This window comes from Amycolatopsis sp. NPDC039088, from assembly GCF_055598845.1.
The window spans coordinates 175,200-192,859 of record NZ_JBVKAE010000009.1; the positions used below are offsets into that span (position 1 = coordinate 175,200).

A 17,660-nucleotide genomic window follows, 5' to 3' on the forward strand; every position below is an offset into this window, starting at 1 on the left:
GGCTCAACCGAAGAAACTCGACCTTCACACCTTCCCCAGTACATGATGGCCCCCTTCCTTGCGCTAGGCGCAAGGAAGGGGGCCATCATGTACTTCACCCGAGCAACGCCGCAGGCCACGCGTAGGTACCTAGGAGAGGGTTCGCTCTGACCGGAAAATACCCGGACAGCTACCTGCGCTATGTGGCCTGTGCGACGTAAAATCGCAGGTACTGACCCGCGTCCCATGATCGAGCCCCTCTCGATGATCATGTACCAGACGCAGAAGGGGCAGGATGAGCGCGCCCTTTTCACGTCTGCAAGACGTCACCGGAGGGGCCACAAGGACTAACCCGAACCGCCACTCACGACCCCCTGTACCGACCACCCACTCCCACCGCCCCGCACGACCGGATCCCTAGCGCGTGAAGGCCCCCTTTCCTCGGCTGATCACTCAAAACCTCAGCCGAGGAAAGGGGGCCTTCACGCGCGACAAGCTACTTCTTGTAGAGGGCTTCGATGTCGTTCGCGTAGTTCTTGTTCACGATGTTGCGCTTCAGCTTCAGGCTCGGCGTGATCTCGCCGCCGGCCTCGGTGAAGTCCTTCGACAGGATCGTGAACTTCTTGATCGCCTCGGCCTGCGACACCGCGCTGTTGGCCTGATCGACGGCCTGCTGGATCTCGGCGCGCAGTTCGGCGTCATCGGCCAGATCGGACACGGAGGCGTCGGAAGGCTTGCCGTGCTGCGATTTCCACGACGGGAAGTACTCCTCGTCGATGGTGATCAGCGCGCCGATGAACGGCCGCTGGTCGCCGACCACCATCGCCTGGCTGACCAGCGGGCTGGCCTTGATGGTGTCCTCGAGTCCGGACGGGGCGACGTTCTTGCCGCCCGCGGTCACGATGATCTCCTTCTTGCGCCCGGTGATCTTCAAGAACCCGTCGCGGTCGAGCTCGCCGAGGTCGCCGGTGTGGAACCAGCCGTCCTCCAGCGCTTCGGCGGTCGCCTCGGGGTTGTTGAAGTAGCCGCCGAACACGACGTCGCCCTTCAGCAGGATCTCGCCGTCGTCGGCGATCCGCACCGAGGTGCCGGCGACCGGCCGTCCCACGGTGCCGACCCGGAAGCCGGTCTGGGTGCCGACGCAGGCCGCCGCGGAGGTCTCGGTCAGGCCGTAGCCCTCGAACACCGGGACGCCGATGCCGCGGAAGAAATGCGCCAGCCGCACGCCGAGCGGGGCACCGCCGGACACCGCCGCGACGCACCGGCCGCCGAGGGCCGCGCGCAGCTTGCTGAAGACGAGCTTGTCGAACAGCGCGTGCTTGACCTTCAGACCCAGCCCTGCCCCGCCGGTGTCCTGTGCCTGGCTGTAGGCGACGGCGGTGGCTTCGGCGGCGTCGAAGATCTTGCCCTTGCCGTCGCCGTGCGCCTTCTGCTTCGCGCTGTTGTAGACCTTCTCGAACACGCGCGGCACGGCGACGACGAACGTCGGCCGGAAGGTGCCGAGGTCGGCGACGAGGTTCTTGACGTCCGAGGTGTGCCCGAGGGTCACCCGCGCGCTGAGCGCGGTCACCGCGATGGCGCGGGCGAGGACGTGCGCCAGCGGCAGGAACACCAGCAGCGAGTTGCCCTGCTCCATCAGCTGCGGGAACGCGGCGATGTCGGCGCGGATCTCGGCCAGCAGGTTCCGGTGGGTCAGCTCGACGCCCTTGGGACGGCCGGTCGTACCCGACGTGTACACGATTGTGGCGAGGTCGCCCGCCTTCACCGAACGGCGGCGCTCGTGCAGGTCGTCGTCGCTCAGCTCGGCGCCCTGCGCGGTGAGGTGGTCGACGGCGGGCGCGTCGGCGGACTCGATCTGCCAGGTGTGTTCGAGCGAGTCGAGGCGGCCCTTGACCGACTCCAGCGTCGCGAGGTGCTCGTCGGTCTCGACGAACACGCCCTTCGCCTGCGAGTCCGAAAGGATCCAGTGGACCTGCTCGGCCGAGGAGGTGTCGTAGATCGGGACGGTGACCGCGCCGGCGGCCCAGATCGCGAAGTCGATCAGCGTCCATTCGTACCGGGTCTTGGACATGAGCCCGACCCGGTCGCCCGGCGCGATGCCTGCCTGTGCCATTCCCTTGGCCACGGCGAGAACCTGGGCGGCGAAGTCCTTCGCGGTGATGTCCAGCCAGGTACCGTCGACCTGGCGGCGGAAACTCACGACATCGGAGAACCTCTCGGCGTTCGCCCAGACGACGTCCGCGAGGTTCTCGTCGTCGGTCACCGGATGGGCGGCGGGGGCGCTGTATTCGCGCACGAGGAACCTCCGTGTTCGCGTGCAAGTGGTGTGACCGGTGTTACCCGCCAGTCAACTTAGCGTGCCGTGCACCTTAAGACCATGCTGACGAATCGGCCATACCGAGGGCATGACATTCTGCCCTTCGTGAACCAGGCGCCGCCAGCTCTCGACATCGTCGACGAGACTTTCCTCGTGGTCCCGCCCTCCACCGTGGCCGCCGCCTTCGCCGATCCGCGATCTTGGTCACGTTATTGGCCGGACCTCGTTCTCGAGGTCTACACCGACCGCGGCGACGAGGGACTGCGCTGGACCGTGCGCGGTGCCTTGATCGGTACGATGGAGGTGTGGCTCGAGCCGGTGCTCGACGGCACCTTGCTGCACTACTTCCTGCGCGCCACCCCCGCCGGTCCGAACGGCGAGCCGGCCACGCTGGAACCCCTGGACCTGCGGCGGGAGTTCGATCGCCGGGCCCGTGCCGCCAAGGCGATCGCGCTCGGGCTCAAGGAGGTCCTGGAAGACGGGCGCGAACCCGGGGTCGGTCCCCGGGCCGACTGAGCAGCAGCACAGGGGAGAGCATGCGGGTTCACGTGGTGTCGGACGTGCACGGCAACGCCGACGCGCTCAAACGCGCCGGCGACGGCGCCGACGCGCTGATCGTGCTGGGTGACCTGCTGGACTTCGTCGACTATCGCGAGCACGACAAGGGCATCATGGGCGCGCTGTTCGGCGCCGAGAAGGTCGGCGAGTTCGCGCGGCTGCGGCGCGAGGGCACCCGTGACGAGACCGTTGCCTTTTCGCGATCGTTGTGGGCCACATTGGCCGATCCCGCCGCCGCCGTCGGCGAGGCCATCGTCGACCAGTACGCCGTCCTGTTCGGCGCCCTCACCGCGCCGACCTACGCCACTCCCGGCAACGTCGACGACCCGTCGCTGTGGCCCGAGTTCGCCGGGGACGGCATCCAGGTGCTCGACGGCGAGGTCGCCGAGGTCGGCGGCCTGCGCTTCGGGTTCGTCGGTGGCGCGCTGCTCCCGCCGAACGTGGTCCCGCGCCGCAACGGCTTCTGGCGGCCGTACCTGCGCACGCGTGAGGAGTACGACGTCGCGGTCGGCGCGCTGGAGGACGTCGACGTCCTGTGCACGCACATCCCGCCCGCCGTTCCGGAACTGACCTACGACGTGATCGCGCGGCGGCCCGAGATCGGGTCGGCGGCGCTGGTGGACCTCATCCGCGACCAGCGGCCGCGGTGGTCGTTGTTCGGGCACGTCCACCAGCCGCTGACGGCGCGGACGAGGCTCGGCAGGACCGAATGCCGTAACGTCGGTCACTTCAAAGAGACGGCACAGCCGTACGTGCTGCGCTGGTGACCGGCGGTCCCGGCTAGAGTTTGTGACATGGCCGAGCAGTCCACGCAATCCATCGAGGTCGACGCCGAGCCCGAGCGGGTCATGGCCGTCATCGCCGACTTTCCCGCGTACCCGGAATGGGCCAAGGCCGTCCGGGAGACCGAGGTGCTCGGCGAGGACGGCGAGGGCCGCGCCAAACAGGTGAAACTCACCCTCGACGCCGGGCCGATCAAGGACGTCTACACCCTCGAGTACGACTGGGACGTCGACGGCAACGGGGTCAGCTGGCACCTGGTCAAGGGCCAGATGCAGAAGGCCCAGAACGGCCGCTACGCCCTCGAAGCGCTGGGCGCCGGCCGCACCAAGGTGACGTATACGCTGTCCGTCGAGCTGGCGCTGCCGATGATCGGGCTGCTGCGCCGCAAGGCCGAGAAGATGGTCATGGACACCGCGCTCAAGGAGCTCAAGAAGCGCGCTGAAGCATCCTGAGTCGAAGGGTAGGCATGCGGATCCTCCTGTTCACCGGCAAGGGGGGTGTCGGCAAGACCACGCTGGCCGCGGTGACGGCCGCCGCGCTGGCCGGGCGGGGTAGGAAGACGCTCGTGGTCTCGACCGATCCCGCGCATTCCCTCGGCGACGCCTTCGGCCGCCCGCTCGGCGCCGAACCGTCCGAAGTGGACGACCTCCTGCACGCCGCCCAGATCGATTCCCGTGGCCTGGTCGACAGCACCTGGCGCGAACTCAGGCAGGAACTGCAGATCGCGCTCGCGGGTGCCGGGCTCGATTCCCTCGACGCCGAAGAGCTGACCGTGGTGCCCGGCGTCGACGAACTCCTCGCCCTCACCGAGGTCCAGCGCCTCGCCGAGCACGGTCCATGGGAGACCGTCGTGGTCGACTGCGGCCCGACCGCGGAAACCTTGCGGTTGCTGGCTTTGCCGGAAGCGGTTTCCGGGTATCTGACGAGGGTGTTCAAACCTGGCGCCCGGCGGACGGCGGCCGCGGTGCGACGGCTCGGCGCGCATCTGGAATCGCTGCGGACCCTGCTCACCGATCCGGCCACCACCACCGTCCGGCTGGTGCTTACCCCCGAACGAGTGGTCGTCGCCGAAGCGCGCCGCACGCTCAGTTCCCTGGCCCTGCGCGGGATTCTGGTCGACGGCCTGATCGTCAACCGGCTGATGCCCGCCCCCGGTTTCTGGCGCGGCGCCGCGGCCTCGTGGATGCGGACCCGCCGCACGCAGCAGAACACCGTCCTCGCCGAACTCGCCGACGCCGGATTCGGGCCGGACGAGGTGAAGCCGGTCGAGCATCGCGCTGTCGAACCGGTCGGGCTTGCGGCGTTGCAGGAAATCGCGTACGAGCTCTACCAAGGCCTTGATCCGTTGTCAGGAAACGGAAAGGGTGTCACCCCGTTGCTGCAGGTGTCCGAATCGGACAGTGGATACCAGCTGCGGATCGCGGTGCCGTTGCACCGGGATTCCGAAGTGGACCTGGCCAGAGTGGACGATGATCTCGCCGTCACCGTGGACGGTTTCCGGCGGCTGATCGCGCTGCCGGAGATGTTGCGCCCGTGCCGGATCACCGGTGCGGAATCCGACGCGCACGGCCTGGTCGTGAGCCTGGCCGGGAACCGGGGACCCGGGTGAGCGAGAACAGCGAGAACACCGGAACGGCGCAGCTGAGCCTGATCGAGGAGATCCGGCTGCTGGTCGAACTGGTCGTCGAGCACGCGGCGCCGTGGCTGGAGGACGTCATCTCCGCCGGGCACGGTTGTGCCGATCACGATTCCGAGGGCGACTGGTGCCCGCTCTGCGCGGTCGTCGAGGTCTTCCGCGGCGGACGGCCCGAGTTCGTGGCGAGGTTGATGGAGCAGGCCGCACAGCTCGTCGCGTTGCTGCGAGCGGTGCTCGCCGACCGCTGGGAGCCCGAGGGCGGGGTGCACATGCCGGGATTCCAGCCTGCGCGGAAGGAGCCAGCGGCCGAAGATGTGCCGGTGGGAGCTTCGCGGGTCCAGCACATCGCCGTGACCAGGCGCGAGGCTTGGCAGCCGGACCAGGAGAACTGAGTGCTGACGGTAGGGGTGGACGTCGGGGGCACGAGTGTGCGCGCCGGCGTGGTGGACGAGCACGGCTCGCTGATGGACACCGCCAGGGTCGGCACGCCCGGCGAGGAGAACGCGCTCGAAGACGCGATCGCGGGGGTCGTGGAAGACCTCCGCAACCGGCACGACGTCTCCGGCGTCGGGCTCGCGGTCGCCGGATTCGTCGCCAAGGACAGGCGGACGGTGATGTTCGCGCCGCATCTGTCGTGGCGTGCCGCGCCGGTCGCCGAGCGGATCGAGAAGCGGGTCGGCCTCCCGGTCACCCTGGAGCATGACGCGAACGCCGCCGCGATCGGTGAGTACCGCTTCGGCGCCGCTCGCGGTGCCCACGTGGCCGCGCTGGTCGCGCTCGGCACCGGGATCGGCGCGGGCCTGCTGCTCGACGGCAAGATCTACCGGGGCGCGCACGGCGTCGCCCCGGAACTCGGGCATCTGACGGTCGTCCCCGGCGGGCGGGCCTGCCCGTGCGGGAAGTACGGCTGCTGGGAGCGGTACTGCAGCGGGACGGCGCTGGCCGCGACGGCGGTGGAACTGCTCGCGCGGCATCCCGGCCGCTCGACCGTGCTGGCACGCGAGACCAGGGGAGACCCCGGCTCGGTGACCGGGCGCCGGGTCGCCGGAGCCGCCCGCGACGGCGACCCGATCGCCCAGCGCGCGATGACCGAGCTGGCGAAGTGGCTGGCCGAGGGGCTGGCGCTGGTCGCCGACGTCTTCGATCCCGAAATCATCGTGATCGGCGGTGGGGTGTCCGAATCGGCCCCGTTGTTCCTCGACGAGGCGCGGGAACATTACGCGGGCAAGATCACCGGCGCCGGGCACCGGCCGCTGGCCCGCATCCGTACCGCGCACCACGGGGACGACACCGCCATCGTCGGTGCGGCGGCACTGGCCGTCGACGCGGCGAAGGCGGTCGGCGCCGGGGTCGGTGTGACAGGCTGAAACCGTGACCCGCCACGATGGCAACGGCTTCGTGAAGTGCGATTTCGGGCACCTTCACTGGGGGCTGAACGGTGCCGCCGGGTTGCTGTTGTCCGATCCCGAGCGCGGTGTCCTTCTGCAACGGCGGGCCTGGTGGGTGCATCACGGTCGCACGTGGGCGTTGCCAGGGGGCGCCGTCGAGGCGGGGGAGAGCGCGCGCGAAGCCGCCACCCGTGAGGCGCACGAAGAGGCCGACATCCCGCCCGCGAGGGTCCGCCCGCTGGCGGCGTCGCATGTCGACCACGGGAACTGGCGCTACACCACGATCCTGGCCGCGCCGATCGGCAGGCTCTCGGCCAGGGTGAAGAACGCGGAGAGCGCGGAACTGCGCTGGGTCCGCCCGGCGGAGGTCGCGGATTTCCGTCTGCATCGCGACTTCGCGGTGGCCTGGCCGGGATTGAGGGAGCACTTGGATCGCAGGCTGATACTGGTGGTCGACGGCGCGAACGTCGTCGGGTCACGGCCGGACGGCTGGTGGCGCGACCGGCGCGGCGCGGCGGAACGGTTGCGGGACAAGCTCGCGACGCTGGCCGAGACCGGTTTCACCGATGCGGCGCTGCCTGGCGGCAGGGAGTGGTCGTGGTGGCCGAAGGTCGTCCTGGTCGTCGAGGGCAAGGCCCGCGGAGTCGCGGCGACGCCCGGCGTCGAGGTCGTCGACGCCGAGGCGGACGGTGACGCCCGGATCGTGGCGGTCACCCGCTCGGCCCGCGCCGACCACCCCGGCGACCACGTGGTCGTCGTGACCGCCGATCGCGAACTCCGCTCCCGCGTCGAGGCCCTGGGCGCTTCCACCCTCGGCCCCGGCGCCCTCCTGGCCCATCTCGACCGCGTTTAGTCCTCTAAATGCGGTCCTTGCGCGTGCAACTACCGCATTCAGAGGACTAAACGCGAGTGTCAGGGGCGCGGGATCTTGCCGTCCCGCATTTCGGCGATGAGCGACGCCACGACGGCGCGAAGACTGCCGTTGGACCGCTTCGCCACCGCGCGCTGGCGCACGTAGCTGGGCCCATAACGCAAGATCGTCTCGACCGATCGGAGTTCGTCGACGCAGTCCAGGCGCCGGGCCACCGGTTCGAGCCGGTCCAGCAGGTCGAGGGTGTCGTCGGTGACGAGCCGCTCGTTACCCGCGGCATCGAGGATGACGATCGCGTCGACGCCGTAGCGCGCCGCGCGCCACTTGTTCTCCTGGACGTGCCACGGCGGCAGCGTCGGCAGGATCTCGCCGTCGTCGAGGCGGGTGTTGAAATCCTCCACGAGACACTGCGTGAGCGCCGCGATCGCGCCGACCTCCTCCAGCGTCGGGAGCCCGTCGCACACGCGCATCTCGATCGTGCCGAAATGCGGGGCGGGCCGGATGTCCCAGCGGATCTCGGAGAAGTGGTCGATCACGCCCGTGGTGAACATGTCGTCGACGTAGCTCTCCAGCTCGGTCCACTTCCGGAACTGGAACGGCAGCCCGGCCGTCGGCAGCTGCTGGAACATCAGCGCGCGGTTCGACGCGTACCCGGTGTCCTCCGCGCCCCAGTACGGCGACGAGGCCGACAGCGCTTGCAGGTGCGGCGCGTAGTTGAGCAGCGCGTCCAGGATCGGCAGGACCTTGTCGCGGTGCTCGACGCCGACGTGCACGTGGACGCCGTAGATCAGCATCTGCCGTCCCCACCACTGGGTCCGGTCGATGAGCTTGGCGTACCGCTCCTTGTCGGTGACCTTCTGCCGGTACCACGTCGAGAACGGATGCGACCCGGCCGAGAACAGCTCCACGCCCAGCGGGTCGAGCACCGAATGCACGACGTCGAGCGAGGCGTTCAGATCGGCCTTGACCTCGGCGATCGTGTCGCAGATCCCGCTGATCACCTCGATGGTGTTGAGCAGCAGTTCCTGCTTGATCTTGGGATGCTCTTCCGCGCCGTCGGGACGGACGGCGTCGAGCACCTGTTCCGCGACCGACGAGAGCTCACCGGTCCGCCGGTCGACGAGGGCGAGTTCCCATTCCGCGCCGACCGTCGACCGGCGCGAGGGACTGAAGTCGATCTTCATGATCGGAATTGTCCGACAGCTCAGACCTGCGCGCCGTTGTGCGGATCGGCGCCGGGCGGCGGCCCCTGGCGAACCCGCAGCAGGAGCAGCGCGATCGCGGTCGCGAGGGCGAGGATGCCGAGCGGGGTGCCGAGCCGCGTGCCCATGCCGATCAGGGTGGGCGCGATCAGGAGCAGCAGGCCGAGCACGAAGAACAGCAGGACGATGAACGCGCCCTTGCGCGGACGCGGCAGGGGAGGCGGCTCGGGCGGCACGAAATGGCCCTCGTCGTCGCTCGATCCGGCCGGATCGTCCTCGAAGAGGGTCTTTTCCCAGCTGGTGCCGCCACCTCGCCAGCCCGGATCGGGCTCGGCCTCCGAGGACTCGGGCCGCGGTGTCTTCTCCGCCGGCTTCTCCGCTGTCTTCCCGGCGGGTTTCTCCAGGTCGTCTTCGGGGAAGAGGCCGACGCCCTCCGCACGGAGGTCGGCCACGATCTCGGCGAACGTCGCGTCGACGTCCTCCGGCCCGTCCTTGCCTCTGCTCATCCGGCGTCCACCTGTCCCGCCCGGCGCACGGACCGGGCGAAGTCCACCGTACGCGTGAAGATCAGGCCCGCGTCGTGGTCTTGGGTGGCGACGTGGAAGCTGTTCTCCAACACCACCTCGGTGACGTCCTCACTGCGGATCCCGTCGAGGATCACCTGGGAGTTGACCGGCTCCACGATGTGATCGACGGCCGAGCGGAGCAGGAGCACGGGCTGGGTGATCTTGGCGAGGTCCGCCCGCGTCACCCGCCACAACTGGGCGAGGCTCGCCGCGGCGCGCACGGGCGTCCGGGAGTAGGCGAGTTCGGTTTCGCCCGGCTTCGCGATGTCGTTGGCCACGCCGGGCACCGAGGGCAGCACCTTCGACAGCACGGGCAGCAGTTTGGCGTCCCACCGCAGCGTCATGATCGAGGGGTTCACGAGCACGATCCCGGCGATCCGGTCGCCGAACTCCTCGGCCAGCCGCAGGGTCAGCGTCCCACCCATCGACAACCCGGCGACGAACACCGAGTCGCAGGTCGCGAAGAGAGCCAGAAGTTCTTCACGGACCGTGCCGTACCAGTCCTGCCAGCCTGTCCGGTTCATGTCCTGCCACCGGGTCCCGTGCCCGGGAAGGAGCGGGCAGCGCACGGTGTAACCGGCCTCCGCCAGATGATCGCCCCAAGGCCGCATACTCGCGGGAGTGCCGGTGAAGCCGTGGCACAGCAGGAACCCTGCTTCGGTCGAACCGGTGTGAGCGAACGGTTCCGCGCCGGCGAGGACGGCCATGCGATCGCCTTCCGTGAGAGCTGGGTAGGTCTCCTATGTTCGCACGAGCGGACCGGCTTGTGGGCCCCCGGCCGCTGCCGGAATCGCGCCGGACCGGGTGTGAGATCCGTCGCTGGGTACGGGTAACCGGGTGGACTTCGTTGTGCCTGGGGTGCGCGATTCGTAGTCTTGACCATCGGGCGCGGGGGTTGAGCTGCTAGGAGGAGTTTTCGCAGTGCTGTACTGGCTCATGAAACACGTGTTTATCGGGCCACTGCTGAAGGCGCTGTGGCCCACCAAGGTGGTCGGTGCGGAGAACATCCCCGAGCACGGTGGCGCGATCCTCGCGGGCAACCATCTCGCGGTGGCCGACTCCTTCTTCATGCCCCTGCGCGTCAAGCGCAAGGTGACCTTCCCGGCCAAATCGGAATATTTCACCGAGAAGGGCTTCAAGGGCCTGCTGAAGAAGTGGTTCTTCACCGGCGTCGGCCAGTTCCCGATCGACCGCTCCGGCGGCAACGCCGCACAGGCCGCGCTCGACACGGCGACCCGGCTGGTCCGCGAAGGCCACCTCCTCGGCATCTACCCCGAAGGCACCCGCTCCCCGGACGGCCGCCTGTACAAGGGCAAGACCGGTGTCGCGCGGATCGCGCTCGACTCCGGCGGCGTCGTCGTCCCGGTGGTCATGATCGGCACCGACAAGGTCAATCCGATCGGCTCGAAGATGTGGTGGCCGCGCCGCCTCGAGATCCGCTTCGGCAAGCCGCTCGACTTCTCCCGCTACGAGGGCCTCGCCGGTGACCGCTTCATCGAGCGGTCCATCACCGACGAGATCATGTACGCGCTCATGGAGCTCTCCGGCCAGGAGTACGTCGACATCTACGCCGCCAAGGCGAAGGAACTGCTCGCCGCCGAAGAGGCCGGGATCCGCCCGAAGGTGCCCTCGCAGCCGTCCGCCCACGACGTCGCCCGTATCCCGGACACCAAGGTCGGCTGAGAGCCCACTAGGGTTCTCCGGTGCGCTTTTTCTACGACACCGAATTCATTGAGGACGGCGTGACCATCGATCTGGTGTCGATCGGTGTCGTGGACGAAAGAGGCCGCGAGTTCTACGCGGTCTCGACCGATTTCGACCCCGGCAAGGCAGGCCCCTGGGTCCGCGACAACGTGCTCCCGAAACTCCCGTCCCCCGCCGACCCGGCGTGGCGCAGCCGCGAGAAGATCCGCACGGATCTGCTCGAGTTCTTCGGCAAGCCACCCGGCGGCATCGAACTGTGGGCCTGGTTCGCCGCCTACGACCACGTCGCGCTGGCACAGCTGTGGGGTCCGATGCCCGCCCTGCCGCGTCAGCTCCCGCGCTTCACCCGTGACCTGCGGCAACGCTGGGAGGACGCGGGCAAGCCGAAGCTCCCGGCGGCCCCGGACGACCAGCACGACGCGCTCGCGGACGCGCGCCACAACTACCAGCGGTGGCAGATCATCGAGTCCTACTGGCACCGGTAGCCGGTCGCCGCTCGTGAGTGGTGATGACGGTTCCAGCCAAGGATGTTTTAGGTACAACCACCGCGTTTAGTCCTCTGAACGCGGGCAGGGTTGGAGCCTGGTCCGTGAAGGACTCCTTGAGGGACCCAGAGTCCCTCAAGGAGTCCTTCACGGACGTGAGAACGCCATCACAAGCCTCAGCAGCACCACCAGTCACAACGGTGGCGCGTGAAGGCCCTCTTCACTGAGCCTTTTCCATCCTGAGGTTGCGAGGGTGTGAGGGTCGTGAGTGGTGGTGACGGTTCGAGCGGACCGGTACTTGCTCGGCTGTGTCAGCCGCAGGACCCGGGTGGCGCGACGTTGATCAACGGAGGATCGGGGACACTCAACGTCCCTGATCCTCCGTTGATCAACGTCCGGGACCGGGGCGCCTCGCGACGATGCGACCGGGCCAAGGTCCTCGCCCGCCCCCACACCCTCTGAACCTCAGGATGGAAAAGGCTCACTGCGCTAGGCGCAAGGAAGGGGGCCACCATGTACTTCACGCGAGCAACGCCGCAGGCCACGCGCGAACCTGCCGCCCCCAACGCTCAGCGGCGCGAGTCGACAGCCTCCGCCAGCGTGTCCAGCAGCGCGGCCGTCGTCTCCCACCCGAGGCACGCGTCGGTGATCGACTGCCCGTAGGTCAGCGAAGCGGCCTCGCCCAGCGTCAGGTCCTGGCGACCTTCCACCAGGAAGCTTTCCAGCATCAGCCCCGCGATACCCCGCTCACCGGCACCGATCCGCTCGGCGAGTTCGCGGACGACCGAAGCCTGCCGCACGTGGTCCTTCGCGCTGTTGCCGTGGCTCGCGTCGATGATCACGCGTTCCGGCAGCCCCGACTTCGCCAGCCGGGCCAGGGTGTCGGCCACCGTCTCGGGGTCGTAGTTCGGCCCGGCGGCGCTGCCACGCAGGATCACGTGGCAGTCCTCGTTCCCGGCGGTGGTGATCAGCGCGGCGAGCCCGTCGGGGTTGATGCCGGCGAACACGTGGCTCGCGCCCGCGGCGCGGGTGGCGTCGACGGCGACCTGGACGTCGCCCTCGGTGGAGTTCTTGATCCCCACCGGCATCGACAGCGCGCTGCACAGCTGCCGGTGCACCTGGCTCGCGGCGGTCCGCGCGCCGATCGAACCCCAGGTCACGGTGTCGGCGATGAACTGCGGGGTGATCGGGTCGAGGAATTCGCAGCCGACCGGCAGGCCGAGCGCGGAGACGTCGAGCAGCAGTTTGCGCGCCATCCGCAGGCCGTGGTTGACCTCGTAGGTGCCGTCGAGGCCGGGGTCGTTGATCAGCCCCTTCCAGCCAAGGGTCGTCCGTGGCTTTTCGAAGTAGACGCGCATGACGATGTGCAGGTCACGACGGTGTTCTTCGGCCTTCGCGGCCAGGCGGCGGGCGTAGTCGAGCGCGGCGTCCGCGTCGTGCACCGAGCAGGGCCCGACGACGACGAGGAGCCGGTCGTCCCGGCCGTCGAGGATGTCGACGGCCGAGGCCCGCCCGGCCAGGACGGTCTCGGCGATTTCTTCCGTCATCGGATGCTCGTGCCGCAGCATCGCGGGGGACAGCAGCGGATTGATGGCCGCCGTGCGGTGGCCGTCGAGGGCGATGAGGGTGTCGGCGGAGGGAGACATCGCGGGTCTGGTTCCTTTCGAAAGGGATACCGACCCGCGGGAACTCGCCGAGCCGGTGTGATTCCGGCTCGGGGTGGTTCGTCAGCGCAGGTTCACGCCGCCGTGCCCACCCGGGGCCGGCTTCGTAAACCAGAAATAGCGCTGCACGACGCCAAGCTAGCACATCGTCGCCCGCGGACCGATTCCCGAGGTGGTCCGCCCTGCACCGATCCAGAGAACTGCCGCTACGCTGGCGTCGGGACATGTGACTGTCATCTCTACGGAACACAAGACGGAGGCTTCTGATGCGTGTCGGTGTGCTGACCGGCGGTGGCGACTGCCCGGGGCTCAACGCGGTGATCCGCGCTGTGGTGCGCAAGGGCATCGAGGTGCACGGCTGGGACATCGTCGGGTTCCGGAACGGCTGGAACGGTCCCCTCACCGGGGACAGCCGTCCGCTCGGCCTGAACGACGTCGAAGACATCCTCACCCGCGGCGGCACGATCCTGCGCTCCTCGCGGACCAACCCGTACAAGGTCGACGGCGGCGTCGACAAGATCAAGGCCGTGCTCGCCGAGCAGCAGGTCGACGCGCTGATCGCGATCGGCGGCGAGGACACCCTCGGTGTCGCGAAGCGGCTCACGGACGACGGCATCGGCGTCGTCGGGGTGCCCAAGACGATCGACAACGACCTCGGCGCCACCGACTACACCTTCGGCTTCGACACGGCCGTCTCGATCGCCACCGAGGCTATCGACCGGCTGCACACCACGGCCGAATCGCACCACCGCGCGCTGGTCGTCGAGGTCATGGGGCGGCACGCGGGCTGGATCGCGCTGCACTCCGGCCTCGCCGGCGGCGCGAGCGTGATCCTGGTGCCGGAGCGGCACTTCAACGTCGACCAGGTCGTCTCGTGGGTCGAGCGCCGGTTCGAGAAGGAGTACGCGCCGATCATCGTCGTCGCCGAGGGCGCGCTGCCCGAGGGCGGCGAGGAGAAGCTGCTGACCGGGGAGAAGGACGCCTTCGGGCACGTCCGGCTCGGTGGCATCGGCACTTGGCTCGCCGACGAGATCGCCGCGCGCACCGGTAAGGAGTCCCGGGCGGTCGTGCTCGGGCACGTCCAGCGCGGCGGCACCCCGACGGCCTACGACCGCGTGCTCGCCACCCGGTTCGGGCTCAACGCGGTCGACGCCGTGGCCGACGGCGACTTCGGCGTGATGGTCGCGTTGCGTGGCACGGACATCGTCCGCGTCAAGCTCGCCGAGGCGACCGCCGAGCTGAAGACCGTCCCGGTCGAGCGGTACGAAGAGGCCGAAGTCTTCTTCGGCTGAGCGGGATTTCTGGCGAAGGCCCCTTACTCCGTGCTGAGCTCGGGTAAGGGGCCTTCGTCGACCTTGCGGCTTCGACCTCGCGGCGAGTTGAATCGGCCGGCTGGGGTATCTGGGTGGAAGGGCGGGTTCTCATGGCCGGAGCGGGATCCAACAGACGGGAATTCCTGAGATGGCTGGCCGCGAGCGGGACCGGGGCGGCGCTCGCCGGACTGCTGCCCGGCACGGCCACGGCGGCCACGAGCGGCTCGGGCACGGACGAGATCGTCGTCATCACGCGGGTCACGCTGATCGACGGCACGGGTTCGGCTCCGCGCCGCGATGTCTCCGTCGTGCTCGTCGGCGACCGGATCGCGTGGGTCGGCAGCTCGGGCCAGGTCCCGGACACCGGTATCGCGCGGGTGATCGACGGCCGCGGCAAGTACCTCATCCCCGGTCTGTGGGACATGCACACCCACGGCGCGGACCTCGAAGAGATCATCCCGCCGCTGCACCTGGTCCACGGCGTCACCGGTGGCCGCGAAATGTGGGGATACGCGGAGAACCGGGCGACCAGGGACAGGATCGAACGCGGTGAGCTGCTCGGCCCGCGCCTCGTGATCGGGAGCGGGATAGTCGACGGGCCGGTCACGCTACTGGGCCCGCCGGTGATCAAGGTGTCGACCGAAGCGGAGGCGCGCGCGGCCGTCCGCGCGGAGAAGGCGGCGGGCGCCGAGTTCGTCAAGACCTACTCCTACCTCGGTGCCGACGCTCTGCGCGCGGTCGCGGACGAGGTCCGCCACCAGGGGCTGCGATTCTCGGGACACTGGCCGTACAAGGTGTCCCACTTCGACGCGAGCGATCTCGGCCAGCACAGTTTCGAGCACTTCTTCGGGGTGTCCATCCACTGCTCGTCCCGGCGCGACGAGATCCTCGCCAGGTTGAAGGCGACGCCCTTCGATCCGGCGGCGCCGCGCGATTTCTTCAATCTGGCGCGCCGTCTGGAGTTCGAGTCGGTCTCCACGTACAGCCCCGACGCGGCGTGGTCCTATTTCAGCAGGCTGCGGCGCAACGGCACCTGGCATTCGCCGACGCTGACGATCAACCGGATCGTCACGCAGCCCGCCGAAACCCATCAGCGGGACCCGCGGCTGAAGTACGTACCCGCCGACATCCGCGAGAGCTGGGCGATGGGCATCGAACGGTTCGCGCCGAAGACGCCGTCGGAGATCGCCCTGCAGGAGCGGTACTACCAGGAGACGTTGCGGCTGGTCGGTGTCGCGCATGAGGCCGGTGCCGGGATCATCGGCGGCACCGACTGCCTCAACCCCTACACCTTCCCCGGCAGCGGGCTGCACGAGGAACTCGCCTTCCTGGTCGAGGCGGGGCTTTCGCCGGTGCAGGCGTTGAAGACCGTCACCGGCGACGCGGCGAAGTTCCTCGGCAGGGAACGGACGTCGGGCACGGTCACGGCGGGGAAGGAGGCGGATCTCGTGCTGCTGGAGGCGAATCCGGCCGCCGACATCCGCAACGTCGCGAAGATCGACCTGGTGATCACCCGTGGCCGCGTCCTCGACAAGGCGACGCGAGAGCGGATGCTCGACGCCGTCGAGACCGCCGCGAACCAGCCGCCCGCCACCGCCGCGAGCGCGCGGATCCAGTCACTGGCCCGCCGGGGCTGCTGCTGCTGACCCCGCGTTTAGTCCTCTAAATGCGCTCCTTGCGTGTGCAACTACCGCATTTAGAGGACGAAACGCGGGGGTCAGACGAGCGCGAGGGTGTCCAAAAGGGACACCGCCCGCGCGATGTCCTCGGTGAGCGGCCGGTCTTCGAGACTCGGGTCGAGGACGGCCGCGGCGGTCTCGTAGGCGTCCCGCGCGGGCAGGGCGACGAGCTCGGCCTTCCGCATCCGCAACGCACGGACGGCCGCGACCAGTTCGCACGCCAGCACCTGCTGGTACGCCGTCCCGGCCGCGGTCGCCGCCCGCGCGGCCTGGGTGGAGAAGCTCGCGTGGTCCTCGATCCCGCGGGAGACGACGGCGGTGCCCAGCGTCGCCGGGAGCGCGGCCTGCCGCAGTTCGGTGAGCGCGTCGTGCGCGACGTACTCCAGGATCATCACGCCCGAACTGCCCGACGGCCCGGCCGCCAGGAACGGCCGCAGCCCGGTGAACTCCGGCTCCACCAGGTCACCAAGCCGGGCCACCGACAGCTCGGCGACCTGGTGGATCGTCGCGCGGACCTGGTCGAGCGCGGTCGAGACATACGCGGTGTGGAAATGCGCGTGGTGATAGGCGTCCTGGTGCACCGTCGAGATCATCGGGTTCTCGGTGCTGGCGTTGATCTCCACCGCGAGCACGTCGCGCAGGTAGTGGATCGCGTCCAGCGCGGGGCCCTGCACCTGCGGGAACGCTCGGAGCCCGAACGGATCCTGGATCCGGCGGCCGGGTTTGGGCGCGCCCTCCATCCCGAGCAGCCGCCGCATCTCCGCCGCGCACGCGACCTGCCCGGCGTGCGGCCGGGCCTCGTGCACGGGGGTCGCGTACGCCTCCGGGTTGCCGTCGAGCGCGATGTAGGTCAGCGCGGCGACGGTATGGCTTGCCCTGGTCAGCGTGTCGAGCCGCATGGCCGCGAGGGTGGCTTCGGCCAGCGTCGCGGCGTTGCTGCTCATGAACGCCAGCGCGTCGCCCGCCCGCGCCGGAACGGGAGGCACGTGCCCGGCCAGCCACGGCCGTTCGCCGGTGAGGGCGAGCGCGGTCTCCGCGAGGGGCGCGAGGTCGCCGGTGCCGATCGCGCCGAGCCGGTGCACCAGCGGCAGCGCCCCGGTCCGCACCGCGGTGGCCAGCGCCCCGATCAGCTCGGGGCTGAGCCCGGAACGCCCGGCCAAGAGCTGGTTGAGCCGGATCAGCATCATCGCCCTGGTCTGGCCGGGGGACATGACGTCGCCGCTGCCGCCGGCGTGACTGCGCAGCAGCCGCAGCCCGTGATCCGGCGACTCTCCCTCGCCGACCGGGTCCTCCTTGTTGGCGCCGACGCCGGTGGTGCGGCCGTAGACGATCCGGCGCGTGCTCAGTTCCTCGGCGAGTTTCCACGCGCTCTCGGCGCCGCGCAGCGCGGCGATCGAAACGTCAATGCCCAGCGGTCCCTCGGTGTTCGCGGCGGTCACGACGTCCGCGCAGCGCAGGGTCCGGCCGTCCACCCGGATCACGGCGGCCTCCTTTCACGACCGCCCCACTATGACG

The 17,660-nt window shown here is 69.3% G+C and carries 17 protein-coding genes; 11 read left to right on the forward strand and 6 right to left on the reverse strand.

Annotated elements, in window-relative coordinates:
• Positions 1-475: 475 nt before the first annotated feature.
• On the reverse strand, positions 476-2,275 hold the full coding sequence (locus ACZ7KI_RS14335; protein ID WP_470273576.1) for an AMP-dependent synthetase/ligase: 1,800 nt from the start codon (positions 2,273-2,275) through the stop codon (positions 476-478).
• A 126-nt stretch (positions 2,276-2,401) separates the two neighbouring features.
• Between ACZ7KI_RS14335 and ACZ7KI_RS14340 the strand changes: the two genes are divergently transcribed.
• From ACZ7KI_RS14340 to ACZ7KI_RS14370, 7 genes are read left to right on the forward strand one after another with little or no spacing between them, the layout of a single operon-like run.
• On the forward strand, positions 2,402-2,812 hold the full coding sequence (locus ACZ7KI_RS14340; protein ID WP_470273577.1) for a polyketide cyclase / dehydrase and lipid transport: 411 nt from the start codon (positions 2,402-2,404) through the stop codon (positions 2,810-2,812).
• A 20-nt stretch (positions 2,813-2,832) separates the two neighbouring features.
• Positions 2,833-3,621 carry a metallophosphoesterase family protein gene (locus ACZ7KI_RS14345; RefSeq protein ID WP_470273578.1) on the forward strand — a complete coding sequence of 263 codons (789 nt, stop codon included), beginning with the start codon at positions 2,833-2,835 and terminating at the stop codon, positions 3,619-3,621.
• A gap of 27 nt (positions 3,622-3,648) precedes the next feature.
• Positions 3,649-4,089, forward strand: coding sequence for an SRPBCC family protein (locus ACZ7KI_RS14350; RefSeq protein ID WP_470273579.1), 441 nt, complete (start codon positions 3,649-3,651; stop codon positions 4,087-4,089).
• 14 nt (positions 4,090-4,103) lie between these two features.
• Positions 4,104-5,246 carry an ArsA family ATPase gene (locus tag ACZ7KI_RS14355; RefSeq protein WP_470273580.1) on the forward strand — a complete coding sequence of 381 codons (1,143 nt, stop codon included), beginning with the start codon at positions 4,104-4,106 and terminating at the stop codon, positions 5,244-5,246.
• Positions 5,243-5,665 (forward strand): hypothetical protein, encoded by a 423-nt coding sequence (locus ACZ7KI_RS14360; RefSeq protein WP_470273581.1) that lies wholly within the window; start codon positions 5,243-5,245, stop codon positions 5,663-5,665. Before ACZ7KI_RS14355 ends, ACZ7KI_RS14360 begins: the two co-directional genes overlap by 4 nt.
• A 15-nt stretch (positions 5,666-5,680) precedes the next feature.
• On the forward strand, positions 5,681-6,640 hold the full coding sequence (locus ACZ7KI_RS14365) for an ROK family protein (RefSeq protein WP_470273667.1): 960 nt from the start codon (positions 5,681-5,683) through the stop codon (positions 6,638-6,640).
• Between the two features lie 4 nt (positions 6,641-6,644).
• Positions 6,645-7,514: an NUDIX domain-containing protein gene (locus tag ACZ7KI_RS14370; RefSeq protein WP_470273582.1), complete on the forward strand. Its 870-nt coding sequence runs from the start codon at positions 6,645-6,647 to the stop codon at positions 7,512-7,514.
• A 59-nt stretch (positions 7,515-7,573) separates the two neighbouring features.
• Here ACZ7KI_RS14370 and ACZ7KI_RS14375 read toward each other — a convergent pair whose 3' ends face one another.
• Genes ACZ7KI_RS14375 through ACZ7KI_RS14385 form a run of 3 tightly spaced genes read right to left on the reverse strand, consistent with a single transcriptional unit; the run spans position 7,574 to position 10,007 of the window.
• The gene (locus tag ACZ7KI_RS14375; protein WP_470273583.1) at positions 7,574-8,716 is read right to left on the reverse strand and encodes a glutamate--cysteine ligase; all 1,143 of its coding nucleotides are present in this window, start codon (positions 8,714-8,716) and stop codon (positions 7,574-7,576) included.
• 20 nt (positions 8,717-8,736) lie between these two features.
• Positions 8,737-9,240 carry a hypothetical protein gene (locus tag ACZ7KI_RS14380; protein ID WP_470273584.1) on the reverse strand — a complete coding sequence of 168 codons (504 nt, stop codon included), beginning with the start codon at positions 9,238-9,240 and terminating at the stop codon, positions 8,737-8,739.
• Positions 9,237-10,007: an alpha/beta hydrolase gene (locus ACZ7KI_RS14385; RefSeq protein WP_470273585.1), complete on the reverse strand. Its 771-nt coding sequence runs from the start codon at positions 10,005-10,007 to the stop codon at positions 9,237-9,239. Before ACZ7KI_RS14385 ends, ACZ7KI_RS14380 begins: the two co-directional genes overlap by 4 nt.
• A gap of 214 nt (positions 10,008-10,221) precedes the next feature.
• Here ACZ7KI_RS14385 and ACZ7KI_RS14390 point away from each other — a divergent pair, with 214 nt between their 5' ends.
• Together ACZ7KI_RS14390 and ACZ7KI_RS14395 are read left to right on the forward strand one after the other, a co-directional pair.
• Positions 10,222-10,983 (forward strand): lysophospholipid acyltransferase family protein, encoded by a 762-nt coding sequence (locus tag ACZ7KI_RS14390; protein ID WP_470273586.1) that lies wholly within the window; start codon positions 10,222-10,224, stop codon positions 10,981-10,983.
• A 20-nt stretch (positions 10,984-11,003) separates the two neighbouring features.
• The gene (locus tag ACZ7KI_RS14395) at positions 11,004-11,489 is read left to right on the forward strand and encodes a polyadenylate-specific 3'-exoribonuclease AS (protein ID WP_061984256.1); all 486 of its coding nucleotides are present in this window, start codon (positions 11,004-11,006) and stop codon (positions 11,487-11,489) included.
• Between the two features lie 569 nt (positions 11,490-12,058).
• Here the strand turns inward: ACZ7KI_RS14395 and ACZ7KI_RS14400 are convergent.
• Positions 12,059-13,135: a 3-deoxy-7-phosphoheptulonate synthase gene (locus ACZ7KI_RS14400; protein WP_470273587.1), complete on the reverse strand. Its 1,077-nt coding sequence runs from the start codon at positions 13,133-13,135 to the stop codon at positions 12,059-12,061.
• Between the two features lie 284 nt (positions 13,136-13,419).
• On the opposite strand from ACZ7KI_RS14400, the gene ACZ7KI_RS14405 reads away from it, so the two are divergent.
• Together ACZ7KI_RS14405 and ACZ7KI_RS14410 are read left to right on the forward strand one after the other, a co-directional pair.
• Entirely contained in the window at positions 13,420-14,445 is a 1,026-nt protein-coding gene (locus tag ACZ7KI_RS14405) for a 6-phosphofructokinase (protein ID WP_470273588.1), read from the forward strand.
• Positions 14,446-14,576: 131 nt separating this feature from the next.
• On the forward strand, positions 14,577-16,112 hold the full coding sequence (locus ACZ7KI_RS14410) for an amidohydrolase family protein (RefSeq protein WP_470273589.1): 1,536 nt from the start codon (positions 14,577-14,579) through the stop codon (positions 16,110-16,112).
• 71 nt (positions 16,113-16,183) lie between these two features.
• On the opposite strand, the gene ACZ7KI_RS14415 is transcribed toward ACZ7KI_RS14410, so the two are convergent.
• The gene (locus ACZ7KI_RS14415) at positions 16,184-17,626 is read right to left on the reverse strand and encodes an aromatic amino acid ammonia-lyase (RefSeq protein ID WP_470273590.1); all 1,443 of its coding nucleotides are present in this window, start codon (positions 17,624-17,626) and stop codon (positions 16,184-16,186) included.
• Positions 17,627-17,660: the final 34 nt, after the last annotated feature.

What these genes read in the sequence shown, in the direction of transcription:
- ACZ7KI_RS14345 (WP_470273578.1), top strand. Translation starts at nt 2,833, where the DNA reads ATGCGGGTTCACGTGGTGTCGGACGTGCACGGCAACGCCGACGCGCTC.
- ACZ7KI_RS14350 (WP_470273579.1), top strand. Translation starts at nt 3,649, where the DNA reads ATGGCCGAGCAGTCCACGCAATCCATCGAGGTCGACGCCGAGCCCGAG.
- ACZ7KI_RS14355 (WP_470273580.1), top strand. Translation starts at nt 4,104, where the DNA reads ATGCGGATCCTCCTGTTCACCGGCAAGGGGGGTGTCGGCAAGACCACG.
- ACZ7KI_RS14375 (WP_470273583.1), bottom strand. Translation starts at nt 8,716, where the DNA reads ATGAAGATCGACTTCAGTCCCTCGCGCCGGTCGACGGTCGGCGCGGAA.
- ACZ7KI_RS14380 (WP_470273584.1), bottom strand. Translation starts at nt 9,240, where the DNA reads ATGAGCAGAGGCAAGGACGGGCCGGAGGACGTCGACGCGACGTTCGCC.
- ACZ7KI_RS14385 (WP_470273585.1), bottom strand. Translation starts at nt 10,007, where the DNA reads ATGGCCGTCCTCGCCGGCGCGGAACCGTTCGCTCACACCGGTTCGACC.
- ACZ7KI_RS14400 (WP_470273587.1), bottom strand. Translation starts at nt 13,135, where the DNA reads ATGTCTCCCTCCGCCGACACCCTCATCGCCCTCGACGGCCACCGCACG.
- ACZ7KI_RS14405 (WP_470273588.1), top strand. Translation starts at nt 13,420, where the DNA reads ATGCGTGTCGGTGTGCTGACCGGCGGTGGCGACTGCCCGGGGCTCAAC.
- ACZ7KI_RS14410 (WP_470273589.1), top strand. Translation starts at nt 14,577, where the DNA reads ATGGCCGGAGCGGGATCCAACAGACGGGAATTCCTGAGATGGCTGGCC.